Origin of the sequence: Hymenobacter sedentarius (assembly GCF_001507645.1) — a bacterium.
GTDB lineage: Bacteria > Bacteroidota > Bacteroidia > Cytophagales > Hymenobacteraceae > Hymenobacter > Hymenobacter sedentarius.
The window spans coordinates 2,760,341-2,785,985 of the sequence record NZ_CP013909.1 but is presented as its reverse complement, the minus strand read 5'-3'; the positions used below and the strand labels follow the sequence as shown (position 1 = coordinate 2,785,985).

Sequence of the window (25,645 nt, the reverse complement as noted above, 5' to 3'; positions counted from 1 at the left end):
AAACAAACAAAGAGTAAGTACCAAGCAGTACTTATAATAGATAACGTCGTGAGCAAGGCCGCTCCAGAAAGGAGGTGATCCAGCCGCACCTTCCGGTACGGCTACCTTGTTACGACTTAGCCCTAGTTACCTGTTCTACCCTAACCGGCTTCTGTGACGAGCACCGGCTTCAGGTCTACCAAACTTCCATGGCTTGACGGGCGGTGTGTACAAGGCCCGGGAACGTATTCACCGCGTCATTGCTGATACGCGATTACTAGTGATTCCAGCTTCACGGAGTCGAGTTGCAGACTCCGATCCGAACTGAGAACGGCTTTTCGGGATTGGCGCACCATCGCTGGTTGGCAACCCGCTGTACCGTCCATTGTAGCACGTGTGTAGCCCTAGGCGTAAGGGCCATGATGACCTGACGTCGTCCCCGCCTTCCTCACTGCTTGCGCAGGCAGTCTGTCTAGAGTCCCCGGCATGATCCGCTGGCAACTAAACATAGGGGTTGCGCTCGTTGCGGGACTTAACCCAACACCTCACGGCACGAGCTGACGACGGCCATGCAGCACCTTGCTTTGTGTCCCGAAGGAAAGCCTCATCTCTGAGGCGGTCACGCGCATTCTAGCCTAGGTAAGGTTCCTCGCGTATCATCGAATTAAACCACATGCTCCACCACTTGTGCGGGCCCCCGTCAATTCTTTTGAGTTTCACCCTTGCGGGCGTACTCCCCAGGTGGGATACTTAACGCTTTCGCTAAGCCACCGACCTTGTATCGCCGGCAGCGAGTATCCATCGTTTACGGCGTGGACTACCAGGGTATCTAATCCTGTTCGCTCCCCACGCTTTCGTGCCTCAGCGTCAGTTACAGTCTAGGCAGCTGCCTTCGCAATCGGGGTTCTGGAGGGTATCTATGCATTTCACCGCTACACCCTCCATTCCGCCGCCCTCGTCTGTACTCAAGCCGACCAGTTTCCAGGGCAGTTCCACTGTTGAGCAGTGGGCTTTCACCCCAGACTTAATCGGCCGCCTACGCACCCTTTAAACCCAATAAATCCGGACAACGCTTGCACCCTCCGTATTACCGCGGCTGCTGGCACGGAGTTAGCCGGTGCTTATTCACCAGGTACCGTCAGTGGAGGACGCATCCCCCTTTTTCTTCCCTGGCAAAAGCAGTTTACGACTCAGAAAGCCTTCATCCTGCACGCGGCATGGCTGGGTCAGGCTCTCGCCCATTGCCCAATATTCCCTACTGCTGCCTCCCGTAGGAGTCGGGCCCGTATCTCAGTGCCCGTGTGGGGGACCAGCCTCTCAGCTCCCCTAGCCATCGTCGCCTTGGTGGGCCGTTACCCCCCCAACTAGCTAATGGCACGCAACCCCATCCAATTCCAATAAATCTTTAACCACTGAGCGATGCCACTCTATGGTCTTATGCGGTATTAATCCGCCTTTCGGCGGGCTATCCCCCAGAACTGGGTAGGTTGGTTACGCGTTACGCACCCGTGCGCCACTATCTCCATTGCTAGAGACCGTTCGACTTGCATGTATTAGGCCTGCCGCTAGCGTTCATCCTGAGCCAAGATCAAACTCTCCATTGTAAAATGTTCTACACCCCGGCGAACCGGGGCTGATGTCGAGTGCTGACCTTGCTCACATATTTGACGTTATCGTCTAATTCGTTTCGCTTGGTTTGTTTCACTGTGTTCTTCCCGAAGGAAGAGCAGCAAGTGGAACACTTACTATTTTGTCTGTTTCCGTCATTCAAAGAACGTGTGTTACTTCCATTTGAAGTAACAGTGTGGAGTTAGTCATGACTCCTTTTTGTTGCTGTTGCAGCGCCCTGTTCGATTTGGGAGTGCAAAGGTACGATGCTTTTTCTACTTGGCAAGTTTTATTTAGAAAAGTTTTTAATGCTTTTTCAACTTGCTTTTCAAATTTTCCCCTTCCTATCGAAGCGGGCTGCAAAGGTACGGTAGCTCTTTTCGGCTTTGCAAGTGGTTCGAAAAATAAATTATTTCGAGAATTTTTAAGCGCCGCAGATGACAGACAATTCTAACGTCTGCAGGAGTTCCGACACTTTCAAATTTTTCGCTCCGAACTTTCGTTGCGTTGCGCCCCGCAGTCCGTTTGACGTTTTGGGACTGCAAAGGTAGGAGGAGTTTTTGGAGCGACAAGGGTGATTTTACGAAATACCTGCAACCAGGTTGTAAGTATCTGATTGATGCGTCGAAAAATTTGTCCATATGACAATACTGCGTAGTGACGTATCCCTGTTGAACTAAACCAGCCTAGACGTGAAGCCTAGCAATTGTCGCTTTTAGCTCAATCATTAGGCGAGGACATACTCCTATTAACACTACTATTACAAGCTCACTTAGCCACTGCTTACTTTCTCAATTGGTAGTGGAAGTGTAGTAGACTTGACTGGCAACTATAAAAAAGCGCCGTAAGCTGTCCCTAATGGAAACAGCTTACGGCGCTTTTCTTGGTTTGCACTTGGCAGGGGCCATGCTTTACCGTGGCTTCTTTGGCAAGAATTAGCGGTGGAGGGTGCTTATTCTATCGGGACCAACGCTGACAATGCTGATGGGCACTTGCAGCTCTTGCTCCAGGAAATCCAGGTAGGCTTGTAGATTGGCGGGAAGTTGGGCTGCATCGGTAATGGTAGTGAGGTCGCTGTTCCAGCCCGGGAGGGTGCGGTACTCGGGGGTAATGGTGGTGAGCTCGCCGGGGTCGGGGAGTTGCGGGCTGCTTTCGCCGTTGGCGGTGCGGTAGTGGGTGCAGGCCTGGATTTCGGTGAAGGCGTCGAGCACGTCGGCTTTCATGAGGTGCAATTCGGTGACGCCGTTGAGCATAATGGCGTAGCGTAGGGCGGGCAGGTCTATCCAGCCAGTGCGGCGGGGACGACCAGTGGTTGAGCCAAATTCGCGGCCGGCCTGGCGAATTTGCTCGCCGACCTCGTCGTGGAGTTCCGTGGGGAATGGGCCGCTCCCGACGCGGGTGCAGTAAGCTTTGGTGATGCCGTAGACCTTATCGATGTGCCGGGGCGCAATGCCGAGGCCGGTGCAGGCGCCGGCGGCAATGGTACTCGAAGATGTGACGTAGGGATAAGAGCCGAAGTCAATATCCAACAAGGAACCTTGAGCGCCTTCGGCAAGAATGCGCTTGCCTTGGGTGAGCAGGTCGTTCAGCAGGTACTCGGTGTTGGTGAGTTGAAGGGTGCGAAGGAAGTCGACAGCTGAGAAAAAGTCGGCTTCGAGCTCTTCAATTTCCAACTCCTTATTATAGTGAGAAGCCAGAGAGCCATGCTGGGCGACGGCTTCCTTATACCGAGTTTCGAAATCGGGCAGCAGAATGTGGCCGACACGTAGGCCGACGCGGCCGATTTTGTCGGAGTAGGTAGGGCCGATGCCTTTGAGAGTGCTGCCGATTTTGGAGCCGCCGCGGGCTTCCTCGTTGATGCGGTCGAGGGCGCGGTGCGAAGGCAGGATGAGCTGGGCCTTCTTGGAGATGTACAGGTTTTTAGCCCAATCCACTCCCCTATCGGTTAGCTTTTGGAGCTCGGCGCGGAAGACAATGGGGTCGAGCACGACGCCGTTGCCGACGATATTAAGGATGTGGGGGTGGAAGATGCCGCTGGGCACCTGGTGCAGCACGTGCTTGATGCCGTCGAAGGTGAGGGTGTGGCCGGCGTTGGGGCCGCCCTGGAAGCGTGCTACGGCATCGTAGGTGGGCGCGAGGACGTCTACGATTTTGCCTTTGCCTTCATCGCCCCACTGGAGGCCTACTAATACGTCTACTGGCATTTGAAATGGGTTTGTGTCGGGCTGAGCGTGGGAAGGACTGGATGCTTCCGGGCAGGCTCAGAGAAATTATTATATAAAGGAAAGTGGTGCCTCGGGGTCCGTCGCAGGCTTCGGATGGCAAATGGCAAAAAAACAGCCGCCCTATTGGACGGCTGGGATTAGCTGCTGGCGGGCGGCCGCCTCGTCGGTGGCGATGGCGAAAATGTTATTAAGCTTGGTTAGCGCCAGCATTTTCTTCGGGTGGTCGGCGGGGTTGATGAGGACCATTTCGCCGCCTCGGCTCCGGAATTTGGTGAGGAGCGAGACGAGGACGCCGATGCCGGTGCTATTGATGTAGCGGACTTCGGACAAGTCCACGGCACAGAAATTAAGCGTTTCGCCCAGGTGGTCGTTGACCGACTTAAGAAGCAGGTCGGTATCGGGGCTGCCGATGAGGTCGCCGGCGAGGCGAATGAATAGGATGCCGTTTTGAACGAAACTGGTAATGGTCATGCGGGAGAAACGGATGAACGGGCGGCAGCCTGGGCACGGCAGTCGCCGCAAATGCCGTAAAGATTTAAAGAATGGTGCAAGATATGGAAGTTCAGAAGCTCGCCGACCATGGTCTGGATGCCGTGAATACGTGGGTCGCAGAATTCCACCACTTTATGGCATTCGGTACAGATGACGTGGTCGTGCTGGCGATAACCGTAGCTCTTCTCATATTGAGCCAGATTGCGCCCGAACTGGTGCTTGCTCACCAGGCCCTGCTCCACCAACAGGTCGAGCGTATTGTACACCGTGGCGCGGCTCACTTGCAGGCCTCGCTCCTTCATGCCAGCGTAGAGCTCCTCCACGTCGAAGTGGCCGGAGCGGGCGTAGATTTCTTCGAGGATGGCGTACCGCTCGCCGGTTTTACGCAGGCCTTTGTTTTCGAGGTGGGCGGTGAAGAGCTTGCGCACCTCCTCCAGTTTGTCGGTATTGAGGGTGGCCTGGGAGGCGGCGCTGGGCGTGTGCTTGGCCGCGTAACCCGTTTCGGAAGAGCCGCCTACCTCCTGCCCTGCCGCTTTGGCGGAGTCGGTGGGTGGCTGGGGCGCCTTGCGGGTGGCTTGGGAGGAATTCACTGTATATATAAGGTATAGTTCGGCAAAGGTAGAACCTCAGGCTAGCTAAGCGCCAAAGCTGGCTTTCGGTTTTACCGGTCGAAATAAAGATGGTAATGATTGGCGCAGCCCGGGTTAAAGGCAGCCTGGCACGTTGGGCAGATGTTGTCGCACCCCAGATACTCAGCGATGCTCAAGGTGCTTTTGCAATTGCCGCAGTAGATGGCCTGGGTCGCGAATTCAGCCTTAGGCCAAACCACAGGGGCATGGTCGACCGCTTCTTCGTGGCACTGGATGCAGGCGTAGAAGGCCTCGCAGCACTTGAACTGGATGGCGATGATGTCGCGCTCGGAATGGTAGTGGGCGCATTGCGTGCGCTCGTTTACCCCGGTGCCGTGGCAGATGATGGGGGCCGCGATTTTCACTTCAACGAATCAAACCGCTCTACCTGCAACACGCCATGTACCCTGCTCAGGCGATGGATGAGCTTATTCAGGTGGTCGGTATCGTTTACAAAGACCATAATCTCCCCTTCAAAGATGCCGTCGTTGCTATCCACGGTGATGGCCCGCATGTTAACCTTGAGGCTGGTGCTGATGATGCGGGTTACGTCGTTGACGAGGCCCACGCGGTCGGTGCCTTTGATGCGAATACCAGCCAAGAAAGCCAGCTCAAGTTGCTCAGTCCACTTGGCGCGCACAATGCGGTTGCCATAGTTCGACATCAAATCGACGGCGCGGGGGCAGCTGGTACGGTGAATGATGATGCCGCTATCGGTTTCGAAACCAAACACGTCGTCGCCGGGAATGGGATTGCAGCAGCGCGCAATGCTGTAGTTGAACTTGTCAGTATTCTCCCCCACCACGAGCATATCGGGCCGAAGGCCACGAATTTTCTGCACCTCGTGGTCGAAGGTCTTGGGCTCGAGCACCGAGGCCACACTGGCGACGGGCTTGTCGGCATTGAACAACGACTCCCGAATAGTACGGCCGTCGACCTGCCCTACCGCCAAGCGGTAGTAAAACTCCTGGGCCGTAGGCACATTGAAGTAAGCCAGCAGCCGGTTGAAATTGTCTTGAGTAAAGGGCACCCCAATTAGCTCAAGACGCTTTTCGAGCAGCTGGCGGCCGTCCTCGGCTTTGGCCCGGCGGTCGTCGCGCAGGAAATCCTTGATTCTGGACCGGGCCTTGGTCGTGATGACGTAGTTGAGCCACTCGTTGGTGGGCCGCTGCTTATGCGAGGTCAGGATTTCGACCTGGTCGCCGTTGTGGAGCTGGTAGCTCAGGGGCTCCAGCTTCTGGTTGACTTTGGCGCCCAGGCAGTGCAGGCCGATTTGCGAGTGAATTTCGAATGCAAAGTCCAGCGCCGTGGCCTTGTCGGGCAGAATTACGAGCTTGCCTTTGGGCGTGAAGGCGTACACCTCCTTCACGAATAGGTTCTGGCGGAACTCGTCCATGAATTCCAGCGCGCTCGAATTGTTGGATTCCAGCATCTCGCGCACCTTGTTTACCCAGCCTTCCAAAGAGCTTTCGGGTTGGATGCTGCCGGTGTCCTTATACTTCCAGTGCGCGGCATAGCCTTTCTCGGCGATGTCGTCCATACGCCGCGAGCGGATTTGCACCTCCACCCACTGGCCCGAGCGGGACATCACGGTGGTATGCAGGCTTTCGTAGCCGTTGGCTTTGGGCGTAGATACCCAGTCGCGCAGACGGTCGGGGTTGGGCTGGTAAAAGTCCGTCACAATGGAGTAGACCTGCCAGCAGGCAGCTTTTTCCTGCTCTGGCGGCACGTCCAGAATCACCCGAATGGCAAACAGGTCATACACCTCGTCGAAGGTGATGTTCTGCTTTTTCATCTTTTTCAGGATGGAGTAGATGCTCTTGGGCCGGCCCTTGATTTCGTACTCGAAGCCCTGTGCCTTCAGTTCCTCATCAATCGGCTGCACAAACTCCTTGATGAAGCGGTTGCGCGCGCTCTGGCTTTGGCGGACCTTCGCCTTGAGGTCGTTGTAAGTCTCGGTGTCGGTGAACTTGAGGTACAAATCCTCCAGCTCACTCTTAATAGTATAGAGGCCGAGGCGGTGGGCCAGCGGCGCGTACAGGTACAGCGTCTCGGAGGCAATCTTGAGCTGCTTGTGGCGCGGCATCGAGTCCAGCGTCCGCATGTTGTGCAGGCGGTCGGCGATTTTGATGAGGATGACGCGCACGTCTTCGCTCAGCGTGAGCAGCATTTTGCGGAAGTTCTCGGCCTGCTCGCTGGTGCCGTACTCGAATACGCCGGAAATTTTCGTGAGCCCGTCGATAATGCGGGCCACTTTGGGGCCGAACTCGCGCTCGATGTCCGAAATTTCCGTCGGGGTGTCCTCCACCACGTCGTGCAGCAGAGCCGCCACAATGCTGGTGGTGCCCAGCCCAATTTCCTCCACCGCAATCTGCGCCACCGCCAGTGGGTGCAGAATGTACGGCTCACCCGACTTGCGGCGCATCTCCTTGTGCGCCTCAAGGCTCTGATTGAACGCCTTTTTGATGAGCTTGGTGTCGCCGTCCTTCAGGTAGGGCTTGGCCGTGCGCAGCAGGCGGCGGTAGTGGCGCAGGATTTCCTGGCGCTCAGCTTCGGGAGAGATAACGGGAGGCATAATAGGTAAAGTAACAAAGCAGAAGAAGAAATGGTGGCCCAAAAGTGGGCGCCGCGACTACTTACACTTGGGCTTTGCGTGCAATCATTTTAGCGAGTACCTTTGCGGGCCCGTAGCAATTGGCTGCGCGGCGTTCATATGCGGATATGGCGAAATTGGTAGACGTGCCAGACTTAGGATCTGGTGCCGCAAGGCGTGTGGGTTCGAGTCCCTCTATCCGCACTTTTTTTGATGTAGGCCTTCAGTCGCATAGGCTGGAGGCTTTTTTTTCAACTTTTCAACCTGGCCAGCGGAAGCCGGCTCCCCTGTTTTGAACATTACCCTCGACAAGAACGACGAGCAGCTGACCGGGCTGCTGACGGTGCATCTGACCGAAGCCGACTACGCGCCTACGGTTGACAAGCAAATCAAAGAGTACACCAAGCGTGCCCAGGTGAAGGGCTTCCGCCCAGGCATGGTGCCGGTAGGCATGGTGCGCAAGATGTACGGCAAGGGCATTCTGGCCGAGGAAATCAACAAAATGCTGGGCAAAGCGGTGGACTCATACATCAAGGAGAACAACATCAAGCTGCTCGGCGAGCCCCTGCCCGTGCAGAGCAACGTGGATTTTGACACCGATAAGGATTTCGACTTCCAGTTTGAGCTGGGCCTGCTGCCCGACTTTGAGCTGCCCGCCGAAGGTGCTTTGAACGTAGAGCGCCACCAGGTAACCATCGACGAGGACACCCTGAGCCAGACCAACGAGCAGATTGCCCGTCAGTACGGTGAGACCACCAACCCCGAAGTTTCGGAAGCTGGCGACTACCTGTTTGGCAAGCTGAAGAAGGCTGACGAGGAAGGCGAAGGCCGCACAGTGCTGCTGCCCCTCAACAAGGTGACCGGCGACGTGTCGCAATTCATCGGCAAGAAAGGTGGCGACACCATCACGTTTGACCTGCAGGCCGCTTTCGGCAACGACGCGGCTTCGATTTCGAACTTCTCGGGCCTGAGCAAGGAAGAGGCCGCAGCTGCCACCGGCGACTACGTGCTGAACGTGGAGAAGGTGAACCGCACGGCGGCTCCCGAGTTCAACCAGGAGCTGTTCGACAAGGTATTCGGCCCCGAGGCGGTTTCTTCGCAAGAGGAGTTCGACGCCAAAGTGCGCGAGACCATCCAGTCGAACTACGACCGCGAAAGCGACGGGGCGCTGAACAACAGCATCGTGGAGCAACTCGTGAACACCGTTGACATCAAGGTACCCACGGAGTTCTTCAAGAAGTGGCTGGTGCGTGCCAACGAAGGCAAACTGACGCCCGAGAAAGTAGAGGAGCACTACAGCGACTACGAGAAGGAGCTGAAGTGGAGCATGATTCGCAACAAGGTGGTGGAAGACGCCGGCCTGAAGGTGAGCAACGACGAAATCGTGAACCGCACCCTCGACAAAATCATGGGTCAGTTCAATATGCCCAATATGCCCGACGAAATGCGCGAGTCGATGCGCCAGTACGCCGACAGCTTCCTGAAGCAGGACAACGGCAAGAATTACGTGAGCGAGTACGAGGCCATTCTGGCAGAGAAAGTGCTCGAAAACCTCCGCGGCAAAGTTGTTGTTACGGACAAGCCCGTAACGGCCGAAGAATTCCGGACCCTGCACAGCTAATTCTTAGCCGCGCAGAAACCGCTTTTTCAAAAAGCCCTTACGACGTCGTAAGGGCTTTTTTGTTGGGGTTCCGACAACATTCCTTTACTTCGCCCGTCTTTCTAACCTCACCCGCGCAAGCTTCGGCGGGCGCCTCATTTCCTTCAAATGCTGAATAAACAAGAGTTTCGCAAGTTTGCCGTTAAGCACCAGGGCCTCAGCGGGCTGGGTGTCGACCAGTATATCCAACACGTGGAAGGCCAGACGCGCGGCGGCCTCATCATGCCCACGGGCATGACCCGCTCGGTGATTGAGGAGCGCCCCACGCGCTTTGCCGAAATTGACGTGTTTTCGCGCCTCATCATGGACCGGATTGTGTTCCTGGGCACGGCCGTTGACGATTATGTAGCCAACATCCTCACGGCCCAAATGCTGTTTCTGGAGTCGGCCGATGCCAAAAAGGACATTCTGCTTTATATCAACTCGCCCGGTGGCTCAGTATATGCCGGCCTGGGCATCTACGACACCATGCAGTACGTGAACCCCGACGTGGCCACGATTTGCACGGGCCTTGCGGCTTCGATGGGTGCCGTGCTGCTGGCCGGTGGTGCCACCAACAAACGCTCAGCCCTCCCCCACGCCCGCGTGATGATTCACCAGCCGTCGGGTGGCGCGCAGGGTCAGTCGTCGGACATTGAAATCACGGCCCGCGAAATTCTGAAGCTCAAGAAAGAGCTGTATGACATTTTGGCCCAACACACCGGCAAGACCTACCAGGAAATCCACGACAACTCGGACCGCGACTACTGGATGCGCGCCGACGAGGCCAAGGAATACGGCCTGATTGACGAGGTGCTGGAGAAGAAGAAAGACTAATCCTGATTTAGTCGGATTCTTCGAAATCCTTCAATAAGAAAAGCCCCTGCTGGTTTAGCAGGGGCTTTTTCTTTGCCGGAATGATTGGAATTCAGCTCAAGAAGAGCGAATTGAGCCGACGGCGTTTAGAACTTACCCGTGAGGCCTACTTTGAGGTAGGTTTGGTCGTAGCCCAACTCGGCAAAAGCGCCGAAGTTTTCAAATAGAAAGTAGCGCCCGCCCACAAACAGACCGTAGGCCAGGCCGGTGGAACTGTTGGTGTCCAAGCCGTTGGGATTACTTCCTTCGAAAGACACGCCGGAATGCCGCACGCCCACTCCCACCCCACCGTAGGCATCAAACTCGGGCGTGACAGGGTAGTGAAACGAGCCGCGTACGGTCATCATTACATCCGTGTATTTCCATTTATCGCCGCTGGTCAGTACATATTTGGCGCCCTGGTAGCCCGCGAAGATGCCCGCGCCCAGCACGCCAGGGCCCACGGCCATCAGCCCTTTCTCATAGGACAAGCTGATGGCTGGCGACACGGTGGAACTGCCGCCAATCACCTTCATGCCGTAGTTGTAGCGGCTGCCAACTCCGATACCCAAATTAATGGCTCGGGTGCCGACCTGAAAGGGGCCTGTAGTGAAAGTGGTGGGAAGCGCGGTTTCGAGCAGCGACGGCTCCGGCTCGGATGCGGGTGCCGGCTGAGCTTTGGGCTGAGAGGTCGGCGCGGGAGTTGGTTTAGAAGCTGGTTTAGCAGTTGGCTTGGTAGCCGCGGGGCGAGGTGCCGGCTTGCGAGTGGTTTGGGCTTGGGCCCCGAGAAACGGAAGCGCGGCCACCGCCGAAGCCGCTACTAAAATGTGAAAGACGCTTTTCATAGAAGGGCAAAGTAAGACGGTATGGATAGAAAAGCGCGGCGCTAGGGTGAACACTGGCGGAAGCAAATGGGCAACGCAACAGGCAGCGGCCACTTTCAGCCCCTGGGCATCGGACAAATTGTTCCAAATACTGCCTTGGCATGGTTTCGGCGAGAATTAGAAAAAACTACCGGGCGGGAGGTGCGGTTGTCTTCTCGAAGCCGGTAAAATATTGGTCTTATCGGCAGCGTAGCAACCCTTAGCTCATTGCCAGTGTCTTGATAGCGTGCTTATTGAAAATTGGATAAGTGGGCAGCCAAAAATGCTTTGCCGGTAAAAGCTGGGCCAGGCCCTGATTTTAAATAGCTCAACATCTAGGGAATACCTTATCTAAGCTTTTGAGAATGGCACCAATTTCCGCGCAACAGGCGTTGGCCTTGTTGTACCTTTGAGCCCGCTTGTTTAAAAACTAGCCTTCCCACCTACTATTCTATTCCTCTTTCCGTGGCTGAAATATCCTGTTCCTTTTGTAATAAAAGCAAGCGCGAAGTCGCTGTTATGATTTCGGGCATCAACGCCCACATCTGTGAGAAATGCGTGGGCCAGGCCCAGCACATCCTCAACGAAGAAGCCAAAGCCCAGGACGTCAGCAAGCAGCCCAAGTTCAACCTCATCAAGCCCAAGGCCATCAAGGAGCACCTCGACCAGTACGTGGTGGGCCAGGACGAAGCCAAGCGCGTGATGTCGGTGGCGGTGTACAACCACTACAAGCGCCTGATGCAGAAGCCTCAGGACGACGAGGTGCAGATTGAAAAGTCCAACATCATCATGGTGGGCGAAACTGGCACCGGCAAAACCTTCCTGGCCCGCATGCTGGCCAAGATTCTGCAAGTGCCCTTCTGCATTGCCGATGCCACGGTGCTCACCGAGGCCGGCTACGTAGGCGAGGACGTGGAAAGCATCCTCACCCGCCTACTCCAGGCAGCTGATTACAACCTCGAAGCCGCCGAGCGCGGCATCGTATACATCGACGAAATCGACAAAATTGCCCGCAAGAGCGACAACCCCAGCATCACGCGCGACGTGAGCGGCGAGGGGGTGCAGCAGGCCTTGCTGAAGCTGCTGGAAGGCACCGCCATCAACGTGCCGCCGCAGGGCGGGCGCAAGCACCCGGAGCAGAAAATGATTTCGGTGAACACCGAGAACATCCTGTTCATCTGCGGCGGCGCCTTCTCCGGCCTCGACCGTATCATCAAGAGCCGTCTGAACACCAAGCCCATGGGCTTTGCCAAGACCAACCTCGACGACCAGGTAGATACCGAGAACTTTCTGCGCTACGTGTCGGCTCAGGACATCAAGTCGTTCGGCCTCATCCCCGAGCTCATCGGCCGCCTGCCGGTGCTCACCCACCTCAACCCGCTGGACCGCACCACGCTGCGCATGATTCTGACCGAGCCCAAGAACTCGCTCGTGCGCCAGTACAAGCGCCTGTTCGGCATGGAAAATATTGAGCTGGATTTCACCGAAGACGCCCTAGAGTACATCGTGGAGAAAGCCGACGAGTACCGCCTCGGAGCCCGCGGCCTGCGCTCCATCTGCGAGAGCATCATGACCGACGCCATGTTCGAGATGCCCTCGGAAGAAGGCGCCGACGCGCTGCTCATCAACCTAAGCTACTGCCGCAGCAAGTTTGAAAAGTCGACGCTGCGCCACATGCGTGCCGCGTAAGGCCGCAACGAATCAACTGCTATTTCGCCTGAACTTATCAAGCATCAGCAAAAAGGCCCGCCAATTGGCGGGCCTTTTTGCTTGCGGGAACTGCTTGGTTTCAGCTCAATTTCGCTTATTCGACTACCACACGCCGGATGCTGGGGCTGCGGCCCTCAGCCTGCACGGTGAGCAGGTAGGTACCCGCCGCCAAGCCCGCGGTAGCCAGCTCAGTAGCACTGCCGCTAAAGGTGCGTGTGCTCACTAGTTGGCCCACTACACTGCGTAACGTGAGGGTGGCTTTTGCGGCGCGGGCGGCCAGCTTTACCTGCAGTGCGCCATTGCCCGCCACCGGGTTGGGCCACACGCTGAACTCACTGGTGGTGGCATTGGTGGTGACCGTCGGGGTCGTGACGGTGAAGGGGCTGCCGGCGCTGGCACCGCCTGGTGTGGTGACTACCACGTTGCCGGTGGTAGCCCCTGCGGGCAGGGTAAACGTGATGGTGGTGGCATTCACCAACGTGAAGCCTGTGATGGCAGCTCCGTTCAAAGTCAGGACCGTGGCGCCGGTGAAGTTGGTGCCCGTGACGGTGATAAGGGTGCCGACTGGCCCACTTGCTGGGCTCAGGCTGGTGATGGTTGGGGCCGAAGTTGGGCGGGCACAGGTGGCACTTAGCACGAACGTGCCAGTGTCGCCATTGTAGCCGCTCACAAAGACGAGGTATTGGGTGCTCGCTACCGAATTGAACGTTACGGTAGAGGCCGTTGAGCCAGTGGTGCAGTTGTCATCTTCGTCGTTGCCGCCCACACAGGTATAAGCGCCGCAAGTGCCGGAATATACAAAGAGCTTCGTGTCGTAGTTCGTGCCGGCATTGCAGGTAGAAACGGTGAAGCTGGCTCCCGTCCCGGTGATGCTATAAAACACGCCCCCGCCATCCACCGCGGTAGTACAGGCGGTGGTGGGGTCGCCGGTGGCCGTGGCCCTCACAGTGGTTCCGATCAGGGTCTGGCCGCAGGCCAGGGGGAGCGCATTTCCGCACAAATCATTGGCGGGCGCTACCACAAATTGAGCCGTCGAAGTGCCCACGCCGCCAGCAGAAGTAACGGCGATGGGGCCGGTGGCGGCGCCTGTGGGCACGGTCACCGTAATCTGCGTGGCCGAGTTCACCGTGAAGGCAGGCGCCACGGTTCCATTAAAGGTGATTTGGGTGGCGCCGGTGAAATAGCCGCCCGTCAGCACCACTACGGTCCCCCCGGCGCCGGCAGTAGGTGTGAACGAGGCAATAAAGGGAGCGGGAATTACCGTGAAGCTATTTGCCGAAACGCCTGTGCTTACGGGCGTAATCACGGAAATGGAACCAGTGGTGGCATGCCCGGGTACCGTCGCCGTAATCTGGGTGGCCGAGTTTACGGTGAAGGCAGGCGCGATGGTCCCGTTAAACGCCACCTGCGTAGTTCCCGAAAAATCTGAACCGGTGATTATGACGCTGGTGCCCACTGGCCCGGTGGTGGGGCTAAAGCCGCTGATAACCGGCGGGGCTCCCACCACAAACGGCATAGCAGAAGTGACCGTGCCGGCCGGACCCACAACGCTGATGGGACCAGTAGTGGTGCCGGTAGCTACCATTGCCGTTAGCTGCGTCGAAGAGTTGACGGTGAAGCTGGTAGCAACCGTGCCGTTGAAACTCACCGCCGTTGCGCCGGTAAAGTTTGAGCCAAATACAGTTACTACTGCACCACCCAACCCACCGGTGGGCGTGAAGCTGGTAATGGTGGGCCCCACAGCGGGCGGGGTAATGGTGAAGTCGGCGTTCGAGATGTCAAAGAAGTAGTTATCGGCGGCTTCAACCATTACGCGGGCCCGGGTTTGCGCAGTGATTGGGCTGGGGGCAATTACCACGGCCGAGCCGTCGTTGGCTTCGTTCTGGGCCAATACGATAGGGTACGTCAAGCCACCATCAAGGCTAAGGCGCAGGTTTACCAGGGCGCAGCTCACCGGAGCATTGGTGGTACTGGCTACGTCCCAGGTCACGGTCTGGGCCGTGCCGCCGGTCCAGAACACGGCTGTATTAGGCGCCGTAACCACGAAGGGGCCGGCGGTGCTGCTCACCTCCAGGCTCACGAGGGGGCTGAAGTTTACGCCGCCAATGATGCCGGCCGGGCCGTTGTGCTCGTCGCGGGCCGTGCACCGAAACGTCAGCGCGCGCGTCACGGAGGGCAGTCGCTCTCCCATGGCCGTGGTGTTAGCCACCAAGTTGCTCAACCGTGGAAAGTAGCGGGTACCCGACGCCGTGGGGTAGAAGGAGCGAAACAGCGGCACGTTGTCGCCTGGCACCTGGGCCGTGGTGGGCGCGCCCGCACTGCCCAGGTCTAATTCCTCCCAAGAGTAGGTCAGCGCGTCATTCTCAGCATCGGTGGCCGAGGCCGTCAGCTTGAAGGGCGTGCTGATGGGCAGGGTTTTGCCGCTGGCGGGGGCCGTAATGGTGGGAGCCGTGTTGCCAGTAGGCGATTCAACGCTGCACGTGGTGGCTTCGATGAAGGCCCGCATCTCCTGGTAGTTACCCGTATGAAACGTGGGGTCGGAGTTGGGCTGCAAGTCGTTGGAGGAACCACAGATGCCCGCGTAGGCCATAATTGTGGAGCCCGAGCCCGGCTCCCAGGCCGTGCTTGGGTTGCGGTTGCCGCCCGCGCAGTTGCCGGCGTTGCCATTGAAGGGATGGTTGCCGGCAAACTGATGGCCCATTTCGTGGGCTACAAAGTCGATGTCGAACGCATCGCCCACGGGGCTGGGCGAGCCGGTGACACCGGCGGCTTTCCAGGTGCTCGAGCAGACCACGCCGAAGTAGGCCCACCCGCCGCCCCCGGTGCTCACCACGTGGCCGATGTCATAATTGGCTGGGCCGATGAGCTGGTCAATATTGGTTTGGTTCTGGCTCAGCATGGCGCTGCCGCTGGAGTTGGAGTACGGCGTGGGAGGCTGCGGCCCGACGCCGCTCAGAAAAATCAGCTTGTCGTTGTTGGGCACCAGCACCATGCGCACGGCCAGCTCTTTTTCGTACACGCCCACCACCCGGTTCACGGTCGTGACTTCGGCGGCCATCACGCCAGCCACCGTGTTGCCTTTAGTGAGGGCATACTCCGGCGTGCAGGCCAGGGCCAAGCGGTAGGTGCGCAGCTGCGGCCCACTCGACCGCGCCATGGCGGCACCAGCCAGCACGGCCAGCCGAGCCGCTTGGGTTTTCAGTTCGGCCGCAGTGGGCGCGAAGCCGCACGCGATGGCCGACCCGGCCGCCGCCCTATTCATATCCCGCTGGTAAAAGCCCAAGTAGTGGCGGGCATCATTCCGAGACACGGGGTCGATGTAGAAGCTATTGCCACCGGCCGTGAGCACTTGGCCATGAAAACCCTGCGGCGTCATATCGAGCCGCACCGACGCCGAGGCATCGTCGAGGCCTATGCCGGCGTAGGTTTTTATATCGGGAAAGTGAGCGGCCAGCGCTGGGGCCATTATTGGAGCTTCGTGCAGGGCGAAGCGACCGGTGCCCCCATTGGGCAGAGGCAATGCTATTACCAGCGGCACGGCGCCGACCTGGGCTTCCGGCGGCGCCGTGGCCAGGGCCGCTTGCAGGCCATCTACATCTAGTGTCAGGGCCTGCGACCGGTACAGCGCCGCTGCCAGTGGCGAGGTGGCCGCCGTTGTTCGCGCCGCCACATCGGCGTGGAAGAACTGCGGCGCTTGCTGTTGAGCCTGAGCACCCAGCGTTACACCAAGAGCTAGGAGCATTGAGGCACCAATTCGGCTCAGGCTAGTTTTAACCGCAGAATAGCTTGCCGGCACGCAGGTGCTGTAAAATTGCTTCACGAAGAAATGGTGCCTTTAGTAGCAGGAGTAAATTTAGCCGAAAACGATATGCTATTAGAATTTGATACTCCACCCCTCTTGCTTTGCGTGGTCTAACAGCAATTGATTACCCCGCTAATATTATAAAGACCTAATTACAAATGCCTCGCTAATGGATTTGGGCAGAAAACAAAAAGCTCCGACGCTTATCGTCGGAGCTTTTAGGATAGTCAGCAAATAAAACTTTTCTTAGAACTCGCAGCTGGCACTCTGCAAATGAAGCGAGAACTTAGCTCAACCCGGTGAGCTTTGTTAAGCCTCTTTTAAGTACTTCACCATCAGCTCGGCCGTCTTACGGGCGGCTTGTTGCTGGCCGAGCTTTTCGCGCAGCTCGGCGTAGCCGGCCTTGATGCGGGCCATGTAGTCGGCATCCGTCAGCATGGTCTTAAGCTCGTCGAGCAGGTTGCGCGCGTTGAAATCGCTCTGTATGAGCTCTTTTACGACAGCGCGGCCGGCAATGAGGTTGACCAGGGAGATGTACGGGACTTTGATGACCATCTTGCCGATGGCGTAGCTCAGGCCGCTGGTGCGGTAGCACACAATCTGGGGCACGCCAAACAGGGCAGTTTCGAGGGTGGCTGTGCCGCTGGTAACCAGGGCCGCGCTGGCATGGCTCAACAAATCGAAGGTTTGCTCGAACAGAAACCGGATGCCATTTCGCTCAAAGTGGCGGTAGTAATTCGGGTCGAGGTTGCTCACACCGGCCACGACAAACTGATACTCCTGAAAACCGGGCAGAATGGCAATCATCTCGTGCAGCATCTCCTCGATTTCCTGCTTGCGTGAGCCTGGCAATACGGCGATAATCGGCCGGTTTGGGTCGAGGCGGTTGCGGTCGTAGAAGTCCAGTGCAGGCTGGAACTCGGCCACGGCATCGGCGGTGGGGTTGCCGGTGTAATCCACGTTGTACCCAAACTTCTGGTAGAATTCCTCCTCAAAGGGCAGGATGACGAACATCTTGTCGACCCGGGCCTTCACCTTCTCGACGCGGCCCTGGTTCCAAGCCCAGATTTTGGGCGAGATGTAGTAAAACACCTTGATGCCGTGGTCTTTGGCCACCTTGGCCATGCGCAGGTTGAAGCCGGCGTAGTCTACCAGAATCAGCACGTCGGGCTTGTAGGCCAGCAAATCGGCCTGGCACTGCTTCAAATACCCCCGGAACTTGAGCACGCTGGTGGCCGCCTCCACAAAGCCCATGATGGCCAGGTCCTGGTAATGGCGCACCAGCTCGCCGCCTTCGGCTTGCATTTGGTCGCCGCCCCAGAAGCGGAATTGCGCGGCAGCGTCCTGTCCGCGCAGTTCGCGCATGAGGTGGGCTGCGTGGAAATCGCCTGAACGCTCGCCGGCAATGAGGTAATATTTCATTCTTTCATTTAACAATTATCAATTAACATTTAACAGTAAGCCGTTGCCTCCAAGGTTGTTCAGAGTAGCACAGGCTCATCAATCAACAAGTGTTAACTGTTAATTGATAATTGTTAAATGAAATCAGCCGCCGTAGTATTCTACAAAGTTGCGTGGCGTTTCGTAGAGTTTTACGCAGTGCAGCTTGGCCTCGGTGATGGCGGGTAATTCGCGCTCCAGAATTTGCCAGAAGGCGATGACTAGGTTCTCGGTGCTGGCCATTTGACCGGCCATGAACGGCACGTCGAGGTTGAGGTTTTTATGGTCGACCTGCTCGGTGATGTGCACGCGCAGCAGGTCGGAAAGGGCCTTTAAATCAACCACAAAGCCGGTGTCCGGGTCGGGCTGACCTTTGACGGTTACGATGAGGTCGTAGTTGTGGCCGTGCCAGTTGGCGTTGGCGCAAGGTCCAAATACCTCGCGGTTGCGTTCGTCGCTCCACTTGGGGTTGTGCAGCTTATGAGCGGCGTTGAAATGTTCCTGACGGCTAACGTATATCATTCTTCGGGTTGTCAGCTGTCGGTTGTTGGCTGTCAGTATAGACGAGCCTGTTCCAGACCTGACAACTGATACCTAACAACCGGCAACTATGAATTTCTACGCAGCAAATATACGAAGAAGGGTACCCCGAACAGGGCTGTGACCAAGCCCACCGGCAGGCCGGCCGGCGGGTACAGCAGGCGCGCGAGTAAGTCGCAGGCCAGCAAAAACACCCCACCCAGCAGCGCACACGCCAGCAGATTGTAGCGGCCCGTGGTGCCCAGCAGCCCCCGCGTGAGGTGCGGAACCAGCAGGCCCACAAAGCCTACCGGGCCGCACAGCGCCACCACGCCCCCCGTGAGGCCGGCCGCCAGCAGCACCAGCAGCCACCGCCGCTGTGCCACCGGCAGGCCCAGGGCCGAGGCCCGCTCCTCGCCCAGCAGCAGCAGGTTGAGGTCCTTTTGCAGGAAGGCCAGCACAAACAGGCTGATGCCCAGTGCCGCCGCCGGGTACGGCAGCACGCTCCAGCCGGCCCGCTCAAAGCTGCCAAATGCCCAGAACACCACGCTGCGCAAGCTGCCCTCGGGCGAGGCCAGGAAGGTGAGCAGGCTGCCAATGGCCGCCGCCAGCGCCCCCACGGCCACGCCCGCCAGCAACAGCGGCGCCGGCAGAATGCGGCCGCGCCGGGTGCCCAATGCCACCACCAGCAGCGTGGCCCCAAACGCCCCGGCCAGTGCCGCCACCGGCGGCAAATACACGCCCGCCACTGTGAGCGACGGAACCAGCACGTAGGAAGCAATGGCCCCCAGCGAGGCGCCCGAGGCCGTGCCCAGCAGGTAAGGGTCGGCCAAAGGATTGGTGACCAACGTTTGCAGCAGGTAGCCGCTCACGGCCAGGCTGGCCCCGGCCAGCAGCGCCAGCAGGATGCGCGGCAGGCGCAGCTGCACCAGCACCAGTTGGGCTGGGTCGGTGGGGTCGTAGTGCCGCAGCGTATTAAGAATGAAGGGGTACGAGGTGGAGTAGCTGCCCACGCGCAAGCCCAGCAGCACCAGCGCCAGCATCAGCACGAGGCCCACGGCCAACCACAACAGGGGGCGATTCTTCACTCCGCGGCCTTAATTGTTAAAATCTTTTGCAGCTCGCGCACCGACTCCAGCACGCGGGGGCCGGGACGCTCGAGCAGGTTGCCGGTGATGGGAAATACGCGGTGGGTCTGGTAGGCGCGGATGCGGCGCAGCTCGGGGTAGTTCTTGAAAAAGGTGCTGTCCAGCTTCTCGAAGCTGCCGCCCAGGAGCACATCGGGGTTGAGCTTGAGGATGTACTCGCGGGTGAGGGCCGGGTAAGGCTGCGGGAAGGTCTCGGTGACGGCGTTATGCCCACCGGCCAAGCGGATTTCATCGGTAAACAGCGTGTTCTGGCCGTAGCAGTAGATAGGGTCCTGCCAGGTGATGGCCAGCACCCTCGGCGGCGTGGCGGATTGGCTTTTGGCTGAAGCATCTAAAGCCTTGAGCTGGCGGCGCAGTGAATCGGCGAAGTGCTGGGCCTGCGGCTGGCGGCCCAGGAGCCGGCCCAGGGTTTCGAGGCCGGTAAACACATCCTTGACCCGGCGAAATTTCATGTAATACACCGGAATACCCATTTCCTGCAGGCGTTGGGCATCGTCGACGGAGGTGATGCCTTCGATGGTAAACACGACGTCGGGGCGCAGCAGCACCAGCTTTTCAAAGTCCAGCGGGTAATTGTTGACCACGGGCTTCCGGCGCACGGCGGCGGGGTAGTCGTCCTGGGGCACGCGGGCCACGATGGTGGCGGTATCGGCCACGGCGTACAACATTTCGGTCATGCTGGGGGCCAGCGCTAGCACCCGCCGGGGGTGCGCAGGCAGGGTGAGGTGGCGGCCCAAGTCATCCTGCACGGCTACGGCAGCCGCTTGCCGGGGCTCGGAGTGGCAGGCCGCCAGAAGGGCCAGCACTGAAATCAGTAACGGGTAACGCATGGGGCAAAGGTAGGCCGGATGGCCAACGACCAACCGCAACGGTTTACCTTTGCCGCTCTCCCAAATCCGCCCAGTATGATAGTAGTCACCGGCGCGGCCGGCTTCATCGCCAGCTGCCTTGTTTCCCGCCTCAACGCCTCCAACTTCAACGACATCGTGGTGGTTGATAATTTTTCGATTGCAAAGAAGCTGCCCAACATCGAGGGCAAGAAGCTGCGCGAGTACGTGGACCGGGAAACGTTTTTTGAGTGGCTCGATGCCAACCACGAGCAGGTGGAATTCGTGTTTCACCTCGGCGCCCGCACCGACACCACGGAGATGGACCCGGCCGTGTTCGATGTGCTCAACCTGAACTATTCCAAGCAGATGTGGCAGGCCTGCGTCCGCTACAACCTGCCGCTGGTGTACGCCTCCTCGGCCGCTACCTACGGCGACGGCACCCTGGGCTACACCGATACCGACGAAGCCCTGTTTCCGCTCTACCGGCCGCTCAACCCCTACGGTGACTCGAAAAACGACTTCGACAACTGGGCCCTGCAGCAGGAGGAGAAGCCGTATTTCTGGGCCGGGCTCAAGTTTTTCAACGTGTACGGGCCCAACGAGTACCACAAGGGCCGCATGGCATCGGTGATTCTGCACGCTTTCCGGCAGATTGAGCAAACGGGCTCGATGGTGCTGTTCAAGTCGCACAACCCGGACTACGAAGACGGCGGGCAAATGCGCGACTTCGTGTATGTGAAGGACGTGGTGGAGGTGTGCTACTTCCTGCTTCACCACCGCAAAGATTCGGGCATTTACAACCTGGGCAGCGGCCAGGCCCGCACCTTCCTGGACCTGGCCCTGAACACGTTTAACGCCCTGGGCCGCACCGCCGACATCCAGTTCCGGGACACGCCCGAGGACATTCGCGACAAATACCAGTACTTCACCCAGGCCGACATGAGCAAGCTCGCCAGCATCGGCTACGACCTGCCCTTCACGCACCTGGAAGACGGAATCGCCGACTACGTGAAGAACTACCTGGTACCGGGCAAGTATATGTAGGCTGAAATTTTTAGCTTGCGCCCGGCTTGGGCCGCCCACAACCATCGGGGCGGCCACCGGTTGCCACATTCCCACTGCTACTGGTTCAGCTTTGGGCGTACTTCTCCTTAGGCTAAAATCCTTCCTGCTTTCTCACCCATTATTACCGCTGTGACTCACTCTGGCCGTCCCGTTATTACCGTTGTGGGCGGCGGCTTCGCGGGAACGGCGCTGGTGCTGCAGCTGCGGCGGCAGCCCGCCCTGGCGCAGGCCGAAATGCACCTGATTGAGCCACGCGACATTCCCGGGCCCGGCCTGGCGTACACCGCCCGGCGCCCCGAGTACCTGCTCAATGTACGGCCCGGCGTGCTGAGCTTGTACCCCGAGGAGCCCGGGCATTTTGCCGCGTGGCTACGGCAGCAGCCCGAAAGCACGGGCGGCATGCCTGAGTTTGCCTCGCGCTCCGCCTTCGGCCGCTACCTGCACGAGGAACTGGCGCCCGCGCTGGCGCCGGGCCCGGGCCAGGTGCAGTGGCACGCCACCAAAGCCGTGGCCGCCCTGCTCCTTCCCGATGGCCGCCGGGCCGTGCAGCTGGCCAACGGCACCGAAATCCGAAGCGACTACGTGGTGCTGGCGCTGGGCAACTTTCCGCCCCCGCCGCCCGCCGGCCCCGACTTGGCCTACCTCGCCCACCCCGGCTACCACGGCGACCCGTGGGTGGCCGGCAACCTGCGCCGCATCGGGCCCGACGAGGACGTGCTGCTCATTGGCTCGGGCCTGACGGCGGTGGATGTGTTGCTGGCCCTGCGCCAGGACGGTCACCACGCCCCCATTACGGTAGTGGCCCGGCACGGCCGCTGGCCCGCCCCGCACGGCCCCGAAACGGCCGCTTACCCGAGCTTTTACCCGGAGTTGGTGCACGAAACCACGGTTGCCGGCGTGCTAGCCGTTTTCAAGCGGCACCTGCGGGCGGCAGCCGCGCGGGGCATCGACTGGCGGCCGGTGCTCGACTCGCTGCGGCCTAACTTGGGGCATATCTGGGCGGCCTGGCCGCTGGACGAGCAATGCCGATTCCTGCGGCACCTAGCGGGCCTGTGGTCGGTGAAGCGGCACCGCAGCCCCCCACAAAACGCGCAGGCCATCGACGACCTCACAGCGGCGGGCATGATTAACATGCAGATAGGCACAGTGCGCGAGATTCTGCCCGCCGGCAATCAGCTGCGGGTGCGCATCCGGCCCCACGGCACCGAAGCATGCTGGCACACTGCCCACCACGTGGTGTGCTGCGCCGGCCCACTGCTGGATTATGGCCGCATTGACGACCCGCTGGTGGTGAGCCTGCGCGAGGCCGACCAACTCAACCCCGACCCCTTGCGGCTGGGCCTGCTCACCGACGAATCTGGGGCAGTGCTTGGCACAAGTGGCGCTGCTTCGCCTGGGCTTTTCACGCTTGGCCCCAGCCGCCGGCCGGCCTATTTCGAATCGACCGCGGTGCCAGAGCTGCGGCAGCAGGCAGCGGATTTAGCTGTGGAAATAGCCCGTCGCGAGGAGAATATTGCTTGAGCTGGCTCAATAAGACAAAAGCCCCGGCTACTTCGAAAAGCAGCCGGGGCTTCGTTTTATAACCTACTCGGCTGTCATGCAGAGCGCAGCATCTCGCTCGCGCCTCTTGTCATGCTGACGCAGGAAGCATCTTCTCATGGCTCAACGATTCGTACTGACCGGATAAGATGCTTCGCTGCGCTCTGCATGACAGACGCTTAAATTCGAAATCACTTAAGCGGCCATGCGCTCTTGGTTGGGGTAAATGGGCAGCACGGGCGCCCCTTTAGCAAAGAAAGAAGCAGCGGTGCAAGTGACTTGAGCTGGGACAGTAGCCGCCGTTTCGTCGGCGTGGCGGCGCAGGGCACGCATCAGGAGATATTTGTATTTCTCAGCATCGGCCAGGGCTTGCTCAATGGCTTGCACGGCGTCGGCATAAGCCACAACGGGCTGCAACTCTCGGCGCGGACGGCGGGCTTCAAAAACGTGGGTTTCGAGGTATTCGGCGGCAGACTTCATGACGAAAAATTGGGCTAAATCAATGAGGATAACGGCGTGCTTTATTAACCCCAAATTCCTCATTATCATTCCATCTAACGCAGTATTTAGCTCAATTTAAAGCCAGGAAAAACACGACTTATTTAGCTCAATTTCCCGCTTTGTTATTCGCTGATTTTCAGCACCACTTTGCCAAACTGCGCGCCGGCATCGAGGCGGCGCAGGGCGGCTTCGCCCTCGGCCAGCGGGAATACTTCGTCTACCACGGGAATTATACTTTTCTCGGTTACGAGCTGCAGCATATCCTCAAAGTCCTGCTCGGTGCCCATGGTGGAGCCGAGGATACTGAGCTGCTTCCAGAACACCTTGGCCGGCGGTAGCTGGGGGATGGTGCCCAAGGTGCCGCCATAGAACACAATGCGGCCACCCGGCACAGCGGCATCCAGCAGGGAGTTGAACGGAGCTCCAGCGGCGCTGTCGATGATGACATCGAACGGGCCATCGGCTTGCTGCACGAGGGTTTTCACCCAGTTGTCGGCGTTGTAGTTGATGCCGCCCTTGGCTCCCAGCGCCTGCGCCCGGGCCAGCTTCTCGTCGGAGCTGGAAGTCACCCAGACCTCGGCGCCGCGGGCTGCGCAGAACTGGGCTGCCAGCAAGGCCACCCCGCCGCCAACGCCCGTTACCAGCACCCGCTCGCCGGGCTGCACCTGCGCCCTGGTAAAGGCCGCGCGGTAGGCCGTAAGGCCGCCCAGGGGCAGCGCGGCGCCCTGCTCAAAGCTCAGGTGGGCGGGCAGCGGCCGGATGTAGCGCGCCGGCAGCGTGATGTACTCGGCAAACGTGCCGGGGTCGGGCATACCCAGCACCACAAAGTCTTTGGCCTGGGCGCGGGGGTTGTCGCCCCAGCGCAGGCCGGGGTTGATAAGCACGCGGCTGCCCACGGTGGGGGCATCGGCGGGCACCCCGGGTCCATGGGCGGCTACTTCGCCGGCGCCATCGGCCCCGAGGGTGCAAGGCAAGCGCAGGCCCGCGTATTGGCCCTTTTGAATCCAGACATCGCGGTGGTTGAGCGCGGCGGCGTGTAGCTTCACCAGTATTTCGCCAGCGGCGGGAGTGGGCGTCGGAATATCGCGGACGGCGGCGGATTGGTTGATGGCGTCGAGCTGCAATGCTTGCATGGGTGGGTTTTGGGTTAGAAAGGTTTTGATGGACAGTGCGGCATTGTAATGCGTTAAGCACCGCATTGTTTATCGCCGCGCAAAGCGGAATGCATACCTCGGCAGCTGCCCCGGCCGAAAGCTTAAGGCAGAGTTTTCTTGAGCCCGGCTAGCGCCAGCGGCCCGGCCACAACCAAGCCGGTGAGCAAGCCACCGATGTGGGCCGCGTTGTCGATGTTGCCGGTCAGGCCCGAAAGTAGGTTACTGAGGACCAAGTAGATTACCAGCCCCAGCATGGCGCGGCGGTCGGACTTGTCGAGCACCAGCCTTTTGCTCACCAGCAAGGTGAGCAGAAAGCCATAGAGGCCGAAAATGGCCCCACTCGCCCCTACGGAGTTAATGCCATAAACATGCCACCAGAGGCTTGCCAGCCCACCACCCACGCCACTGGCCAGGTAGACCAGCACCAGCCGCACCGGCCCCACCCGGTCTTCTACCAAGAGGCCCAGCAGCCATAGCGAAAACATGTTCAGGAGCAAATGCGAGAGGCCGGCGTGAATGAACAAGCAAGTGAGCAGCCGCCACGGCTCGCCGTTCAGTGTGAGGCCGGATACATTAGAACCCCAGCGCATGAGCTGATGCCCCGATGGGCTGGAAGCCGACACGCCGTTGAGCACCATCAGGCCGAAGACCAGTAGGTTGAGGTCGAGCAGAATTGGGGTGGCCAAGAAGCGGCGCGAGGGAATGAACAGCCCCTTGAACAAGTGCCCAATCAGCTCGGCCCACGTTTCCTGAGGCTCGGCGGGCGGTGGTGGGGCTGGCTGGCCGGGGGCGGGCAGCAGGCCCCGGCGCTCCAGCTCGGCCACGGCAGCGGCCCCCACGGCTGGCGGGTAGCGGGCCGCATTCTGGGCCAGGTACAGCAGCTCGGCTTCGGGCTTTTGGGCGAAGAGCTGAGCGGCCAGCGCGGCCGTGGAACTGGCGGCCGAGGCGCCGTTGTCGGGGTCAGGTGCTTCCATATGTACTTGCCGCGGCAAGGAGCACGCCACCTTGCCAATCGGCCACTTTGCCAGGTGGCGGTAGCGCCCGCGTCCTTACC

The 25,645-nt window shown here is 59.2% G+C and carries 19 protein-coding genes, 1 tRNA gene and 1 rRNA gene; 6 read left to right on the top strand and 15 right to left on the bottom strand.

Translation table 11 applies throughout. From position 1 onward, the window contains the following. Positions 1-67: 67 nt before the first annotated feature. The 6 genes from AUC43_RS11380 to AUC43_RS11355 all read right to left on the bottom strand — a co-directional run bounded on the left by AUC43_RS11380 (position 68) and on the right by AUC43_RS11355 (position 7,508). Positions 68-1,583 (bottom strand): 16S ribosomal RNA (locus AUC43_RS11380). 939 nt (positions 1,584-2,522) lie between these two features. Then, a complete protein-coding gene (locus tag AUC43_RS11375; protein ID WP_068193348.1) occupies positions 2,523-3,791 on the bottom strand; it encodes an adenylosuccinate synthase in 1,269 nt (422 codons plus the stop codon). Between the two features lie 141 nt (positions 3,792-3,932). After that, a complete protein-coding gene (locus AUC43_RS11370; RefSeq protein WP_068193345.1) occupies positions 3,933-4,283 on the bottom strand; it encodes an STAS domain-containing protein in 351 nt (116 codons plus the stop codon). After that, the gene (locus AUC43_RS11365) at positions 4,280-4,741 is read right to left on the bottom strand and encodes a Fur family transcriptional regulator (protein ID WP_068198527.1); all 462 of its coding nucleotides are present in this window, start codon (positions 4,739-4,741) and stop codon (positions 4,280-4,282) included. The genes AUC43_RS11370 and AUC43_RS11365 overlap by 4 nt, the downstream gene beginning before the upstream one ends. A gap of 224 nt (positions 4,742-4,965) precedes the next feature. Continuing rightward, entirely contained in the window at positions 4,966-5,298 is a 333-nt protein-coding gene (locus AUC43_RS11360) for a CHY zinc finger protein (RefSeq protein ID WP_068193340.1), read from the bottom strand. Further along, positions 5,295-7,508 carry a RelA/SpoT family protein gene (locus tag AUC43_RS11355; RefSeq protein ID WP_068193338.1) on the bottom strand — a complete coding sequence of 738 codons (2,214 nt, stop codon included), beginning with the start codon at positions 7,506-7,508 and terminating at the stop codon, positions 5,295-5,297. The genes AUC43_RS11360 and AUC43_RS11355 overlap by 4 nt, the downstream gene beginning before the upstream one ends. Positions 7,509-7,648: 140 nt before the next feature. Between AUC43_RS11355 and AUC43_RS11350 the strand changes: the two genes are divergently transcribed. The 3 genes from AUC43_RS11350 to AUC43_RS11340 all read left to right on the top strand — a co-directional run bounded on the left by AUC43_RS11350 (position 7,649) and on the right by AUC43_RS11340 (position 10,002). Next, a tRNA-Leu gene (locus tag AUC43_RS11350) sits at positions 7,649-7,730 on the top strand. An 88-nt stretch (positions 7,731-7,818) separates the two neighbouring features. Then, on the top strand, positions 7,819-9,147 hold the full coding sequence (tig, locus tag AUC43_RS11345; protein ID WP_068193335.1) for a trigger factor: 1,329 nt from the start codon (positions 7,819-7,821) through the stop codon (positions 9,145-9,147). A 147-nt stretch (positions 9,148-9,294) separates the two neighbouring features. Next, positions 9,295-10,002, top strand: coding sequence for a ClpP family protease (locus AUC43_RS11340; protein WP_068193332.1), 708 nt, complete (start codon positions 9,295-9,297; stop codon positions 10,000-10,002). A gap of 125 nt (positions 10,003-10,127) precedes the next feature. Here the strand turns inward: AUC43_RS11340 and AUC43_RS20965 are convergent, their stop codons facing one another. Beyond that, positions 10,128-10,865 (bottom strand): outer membrane protein, encoded by a 738-nt coding sequence (locus AUC43_RS20965; protein ID WP_157781045.1) that lies wholly within the window; start codon positions 10,863-10,865, stop codon positions 10,128-10,130. Between the two features lie 483 nt (positions 10,866-11,348). On the opposite strand from AUC43_RS20965, the gene clpX reads away from it, so the two are divergent. After that, positions 11,349-12,572, top strand: coding sequence for an ATP-dependent Clp protease ATP-binding subunit ClpX (gene clpX / locus AUC43_RS11330; protein ID WP_068193327.1), 1,224 nt, complete (start codon positions 11,349-11,351; stop codon positions 12,570-12,572). A 115-nt stretch (positions 12,573-12,687) separates the two neighbouring features. On the opposite strand, the gene AUC43_RS11325 is transcribed toward clpX, so the two are convergent. From AUC43_RS11325 to AUC43_RS11305, 5 genes are all read right to left on the bottom strand, one after another. Next, positions 12,688-16,335: a reprolysin-like metallopeptidase gene (locus AUC43_RS11325; RefSeq protein WP_082685046.1), complete on the bottom strand. Its 3,648-nt coding sequence runs from the start codon at positions 16,333-16,335 to the stop codon at positions 12,688-12,690. A 369-nt stretch (positions 16,336-16,704) separates the two neighbouring features. Continuing rightward, positions 16,705-17,817: a lipid-A-disaccharide synthase gene (gene lpxB / locus AUC43_RS11320; protein ID WP_068193319.1), complete on the bottom strand. Its 1,113-nt coding sequence runs from the start codon at positions 17,815-17,817 to the stop codon at positions 16,705-16,707. Positions 17,818-17,940: 123 nt separating this feature from the next. Further along, positions 17,941-18,357: a 6-pyruvoyl trahydropterin synthase family protein gene (locus AUC43_RS11315; RefSeq protein WP_068193313.1), complete on the bottom strand. Its 417-nt coding sequence runs from the start codon at positions 18,355-18,357 to the stop codon at positions 17,941-17,943. Between the two features lie 86 nt (positions 18,358-18,443). Next, positions 18,444-19,442, bottom strand: a complete 999-nt coding sequence (locus tag AUC43_RS11310) for a FecCD family ABC transporter permease (protein ID WP_233253988.1) — start codon at positions 19,440-19,442, stop codon at positions 18,444-18,446. After that, positions 19,439-20,332 carry an ABC transporter substrate-binding protein gene (locus AUC43_RS11305; RefSeq protein ID WP_068193310.1) on the bottom strand — a complete coding sequence of 298 codons (894 nt, stop codon included), beginning with the start codon at positions 20,330-20,332 and terminating at the stop codon, positions 19,439-19,441. The genes AUC43_RS11310 and AUC43_RS11305 overlap by 4 nt, the downstream gene beginning before the upstream one ends. Positions 20,333-20,407: 75 nt before the next feature. Here AUC43_RS11305 and rfaD point away from each other — a divergent pair, with 75 nt between their 5' ends. Then, the gene (rfaD, locus tag AUC43_RS11300) at positions 20,408-21,376 is read left to right on the top strand and encodes an ADP-glyceromanno-heptose 6-epimerase (RefSeq protein ID WP_068193305.1); all 969 of its coding nucleotides are present in this window, start codon (positions 20,408-20,410) and stop codon (positions 21,374-21,376) included. A 150-nt stretch (positions 21,377-21,526) separates the two neighbouring features. Then, positions 21,527-22,918, top strand: coding sequence for an FAD/NAD(P)-binding protein (locus AUC43_RS11295; protein ID WP_157781044.1), 1,392 nt, complete (start codon positions 21,527-21,529; stop codon positions 22,916-22,918). Between the two features lie 213 nt (positions 22,919-23,131). Here the strand turns inward: AUC43_RS11295 and AUC43_RS11290 are convergent, their stop codons facing one another. The 3 genes from AUC43_RS11290 to AUC43_RS11280 all read right to left on the bottom strand — a co-directional run bounded on the left by AUC43_RS11290 (position 23,132) and on the right by AUC43_RS11280 (position 25,565). After that, a complete protein-coding gene (locus tag AUC43_RS11290; RefSeq protein WP_068193301.1) occupies positions 23,132-23,416 on the bottom strand; it encodes a hypothetical protein in 285 nt (94 codons plus the stop codon). 143 nt (positions 23,417-23,559) lie between these two features. Then, positions 23,560-24,570 carry a zinc-binding dehydrogenase gene (locus AUC43_RS11285; RefSeq protein WP_068198517.1) on the bottom strand — a complete coding sequence of 337 codons (1,011 nt, stop codon included), beginning with the start codon at positions 24,568-24,570 and terminating at the stop codon, positions 23,560-23,562. 122 nt (positions 24,571-24,692) lie between these two features. Further along, positions 24,693-25,565 (bottom strand): rhomboid family intramembrane serine protease, encoded by an 873-nt coding sequence (locus AUC43_RS11280; RefSeq protein ID WP_068193295.1) that lies wholly within the window; start codon positions 25,563-25,565, stop codon positions 24,693-24,695. Positions 25,566-25,645: the final 80 nt, after the last annotated feature.

What these genes read in the sequence shown, in the direction of transcription:
- AUC43_RS11280 (WP_068193295.1), bottom strand. Translation starts at nt 25,565, where the DNA reads ATGGAAGCACCTGACCCCGACAACGGCGCCTCGGCCGCCAGTTCCACG.
- AUC43_RS11315 (WP_068193313.1), bottom strand. Translation starts at nt 18,357, where the DNA reads ATGATATACGTTAGCCGTCAGGAACATTTCAACGCCGCTCATAAGCTG.
- AUC43_RS11355 (WP_068193338.1), bottom strand. Translation starts at nt 7,508, where the DNA reads ATGCCTCCCGTTATCTCTCCCGAAGCTGAGCGCCAGGAAATCCTGCGC.
- rfaD (WP_068193305.1), top strand. Translation starts at nt 20,408, where the DNA reads ATGATAGTAGTCACCGGCGCGGCCGGCTTCATCGCCAGCTGCCTTGTT.
- lpxB (WP_068193319.1), bottom strand. Translation starts at nt 17,817, where the DNA reads ATGAAATATTACCTCATTGCCGGCGAGCGTTCAGGCGATTTCCACGCA.
- AUC43_RS11305 (WP_068193310.1), bottom strand. Translation starts at nt 20,332, where the DNA reads ATGCGTTACCCGTTACTGATTTCAGTGCTGGCCCTTCTGGCGGCCTGC.
- AUC43_RS11285 (WP_068198517.1), bottom strand. Translation starts at nt 24,570, where the DNA reads ATGCAAGCATTGCAGCTCGACGCCATCAACCAATCCGCCGCCGTCCGC.
- AUC43_RS11325 (WP_082685046.1), bottom strand. Translation starts at nt 16,335, where the DNA reads ATGCTCCTAGCTCTTGGTGTAACGCTGGGTGCTCAGGCTCAACAGCAA.
- AUC43_RS11370 (WP_068193345.1), bottom strand. Translation starts at nt 4,283, where the DNA reads ATGACCATTACCAGTTTCGTTCAAAACGGCATCCTATTCATTCGCCTC.
- AUC43_RS11290 (WP_068193301.1), bottom strand. Translation starts at nt 23,416, where the DNA reads ATGAAGTCTGCCGCCGAATACCTCGAAACCCACGTTTTTGAAGCCCGC.
- AUC43_RS11340 (WP_068193332.1), top strand. Translation starts at nt 9,295, where the DNA reads ATGCTGAATAAACAAGAGTTTCGCAAGTTTGCCGTTAAGCACCAGGGC.
- AUC43_RS20965 (WP_157781045.1), bottom strand. Translation starts at nt 10,865, where the DNA reads ATGAAAAGCGTCTTTCACATTTTAGTAGCGGCTTCGGCGGTGGCCGCG.
- AUC43_RS11375 (WP_068193348.1), bottom strand. Translation starts at nt 3,791, where the DNA reads ATGCCAGTAGACGTATTAGTAGGCCTCCAGTGGGGCGATGAAGGCAAA.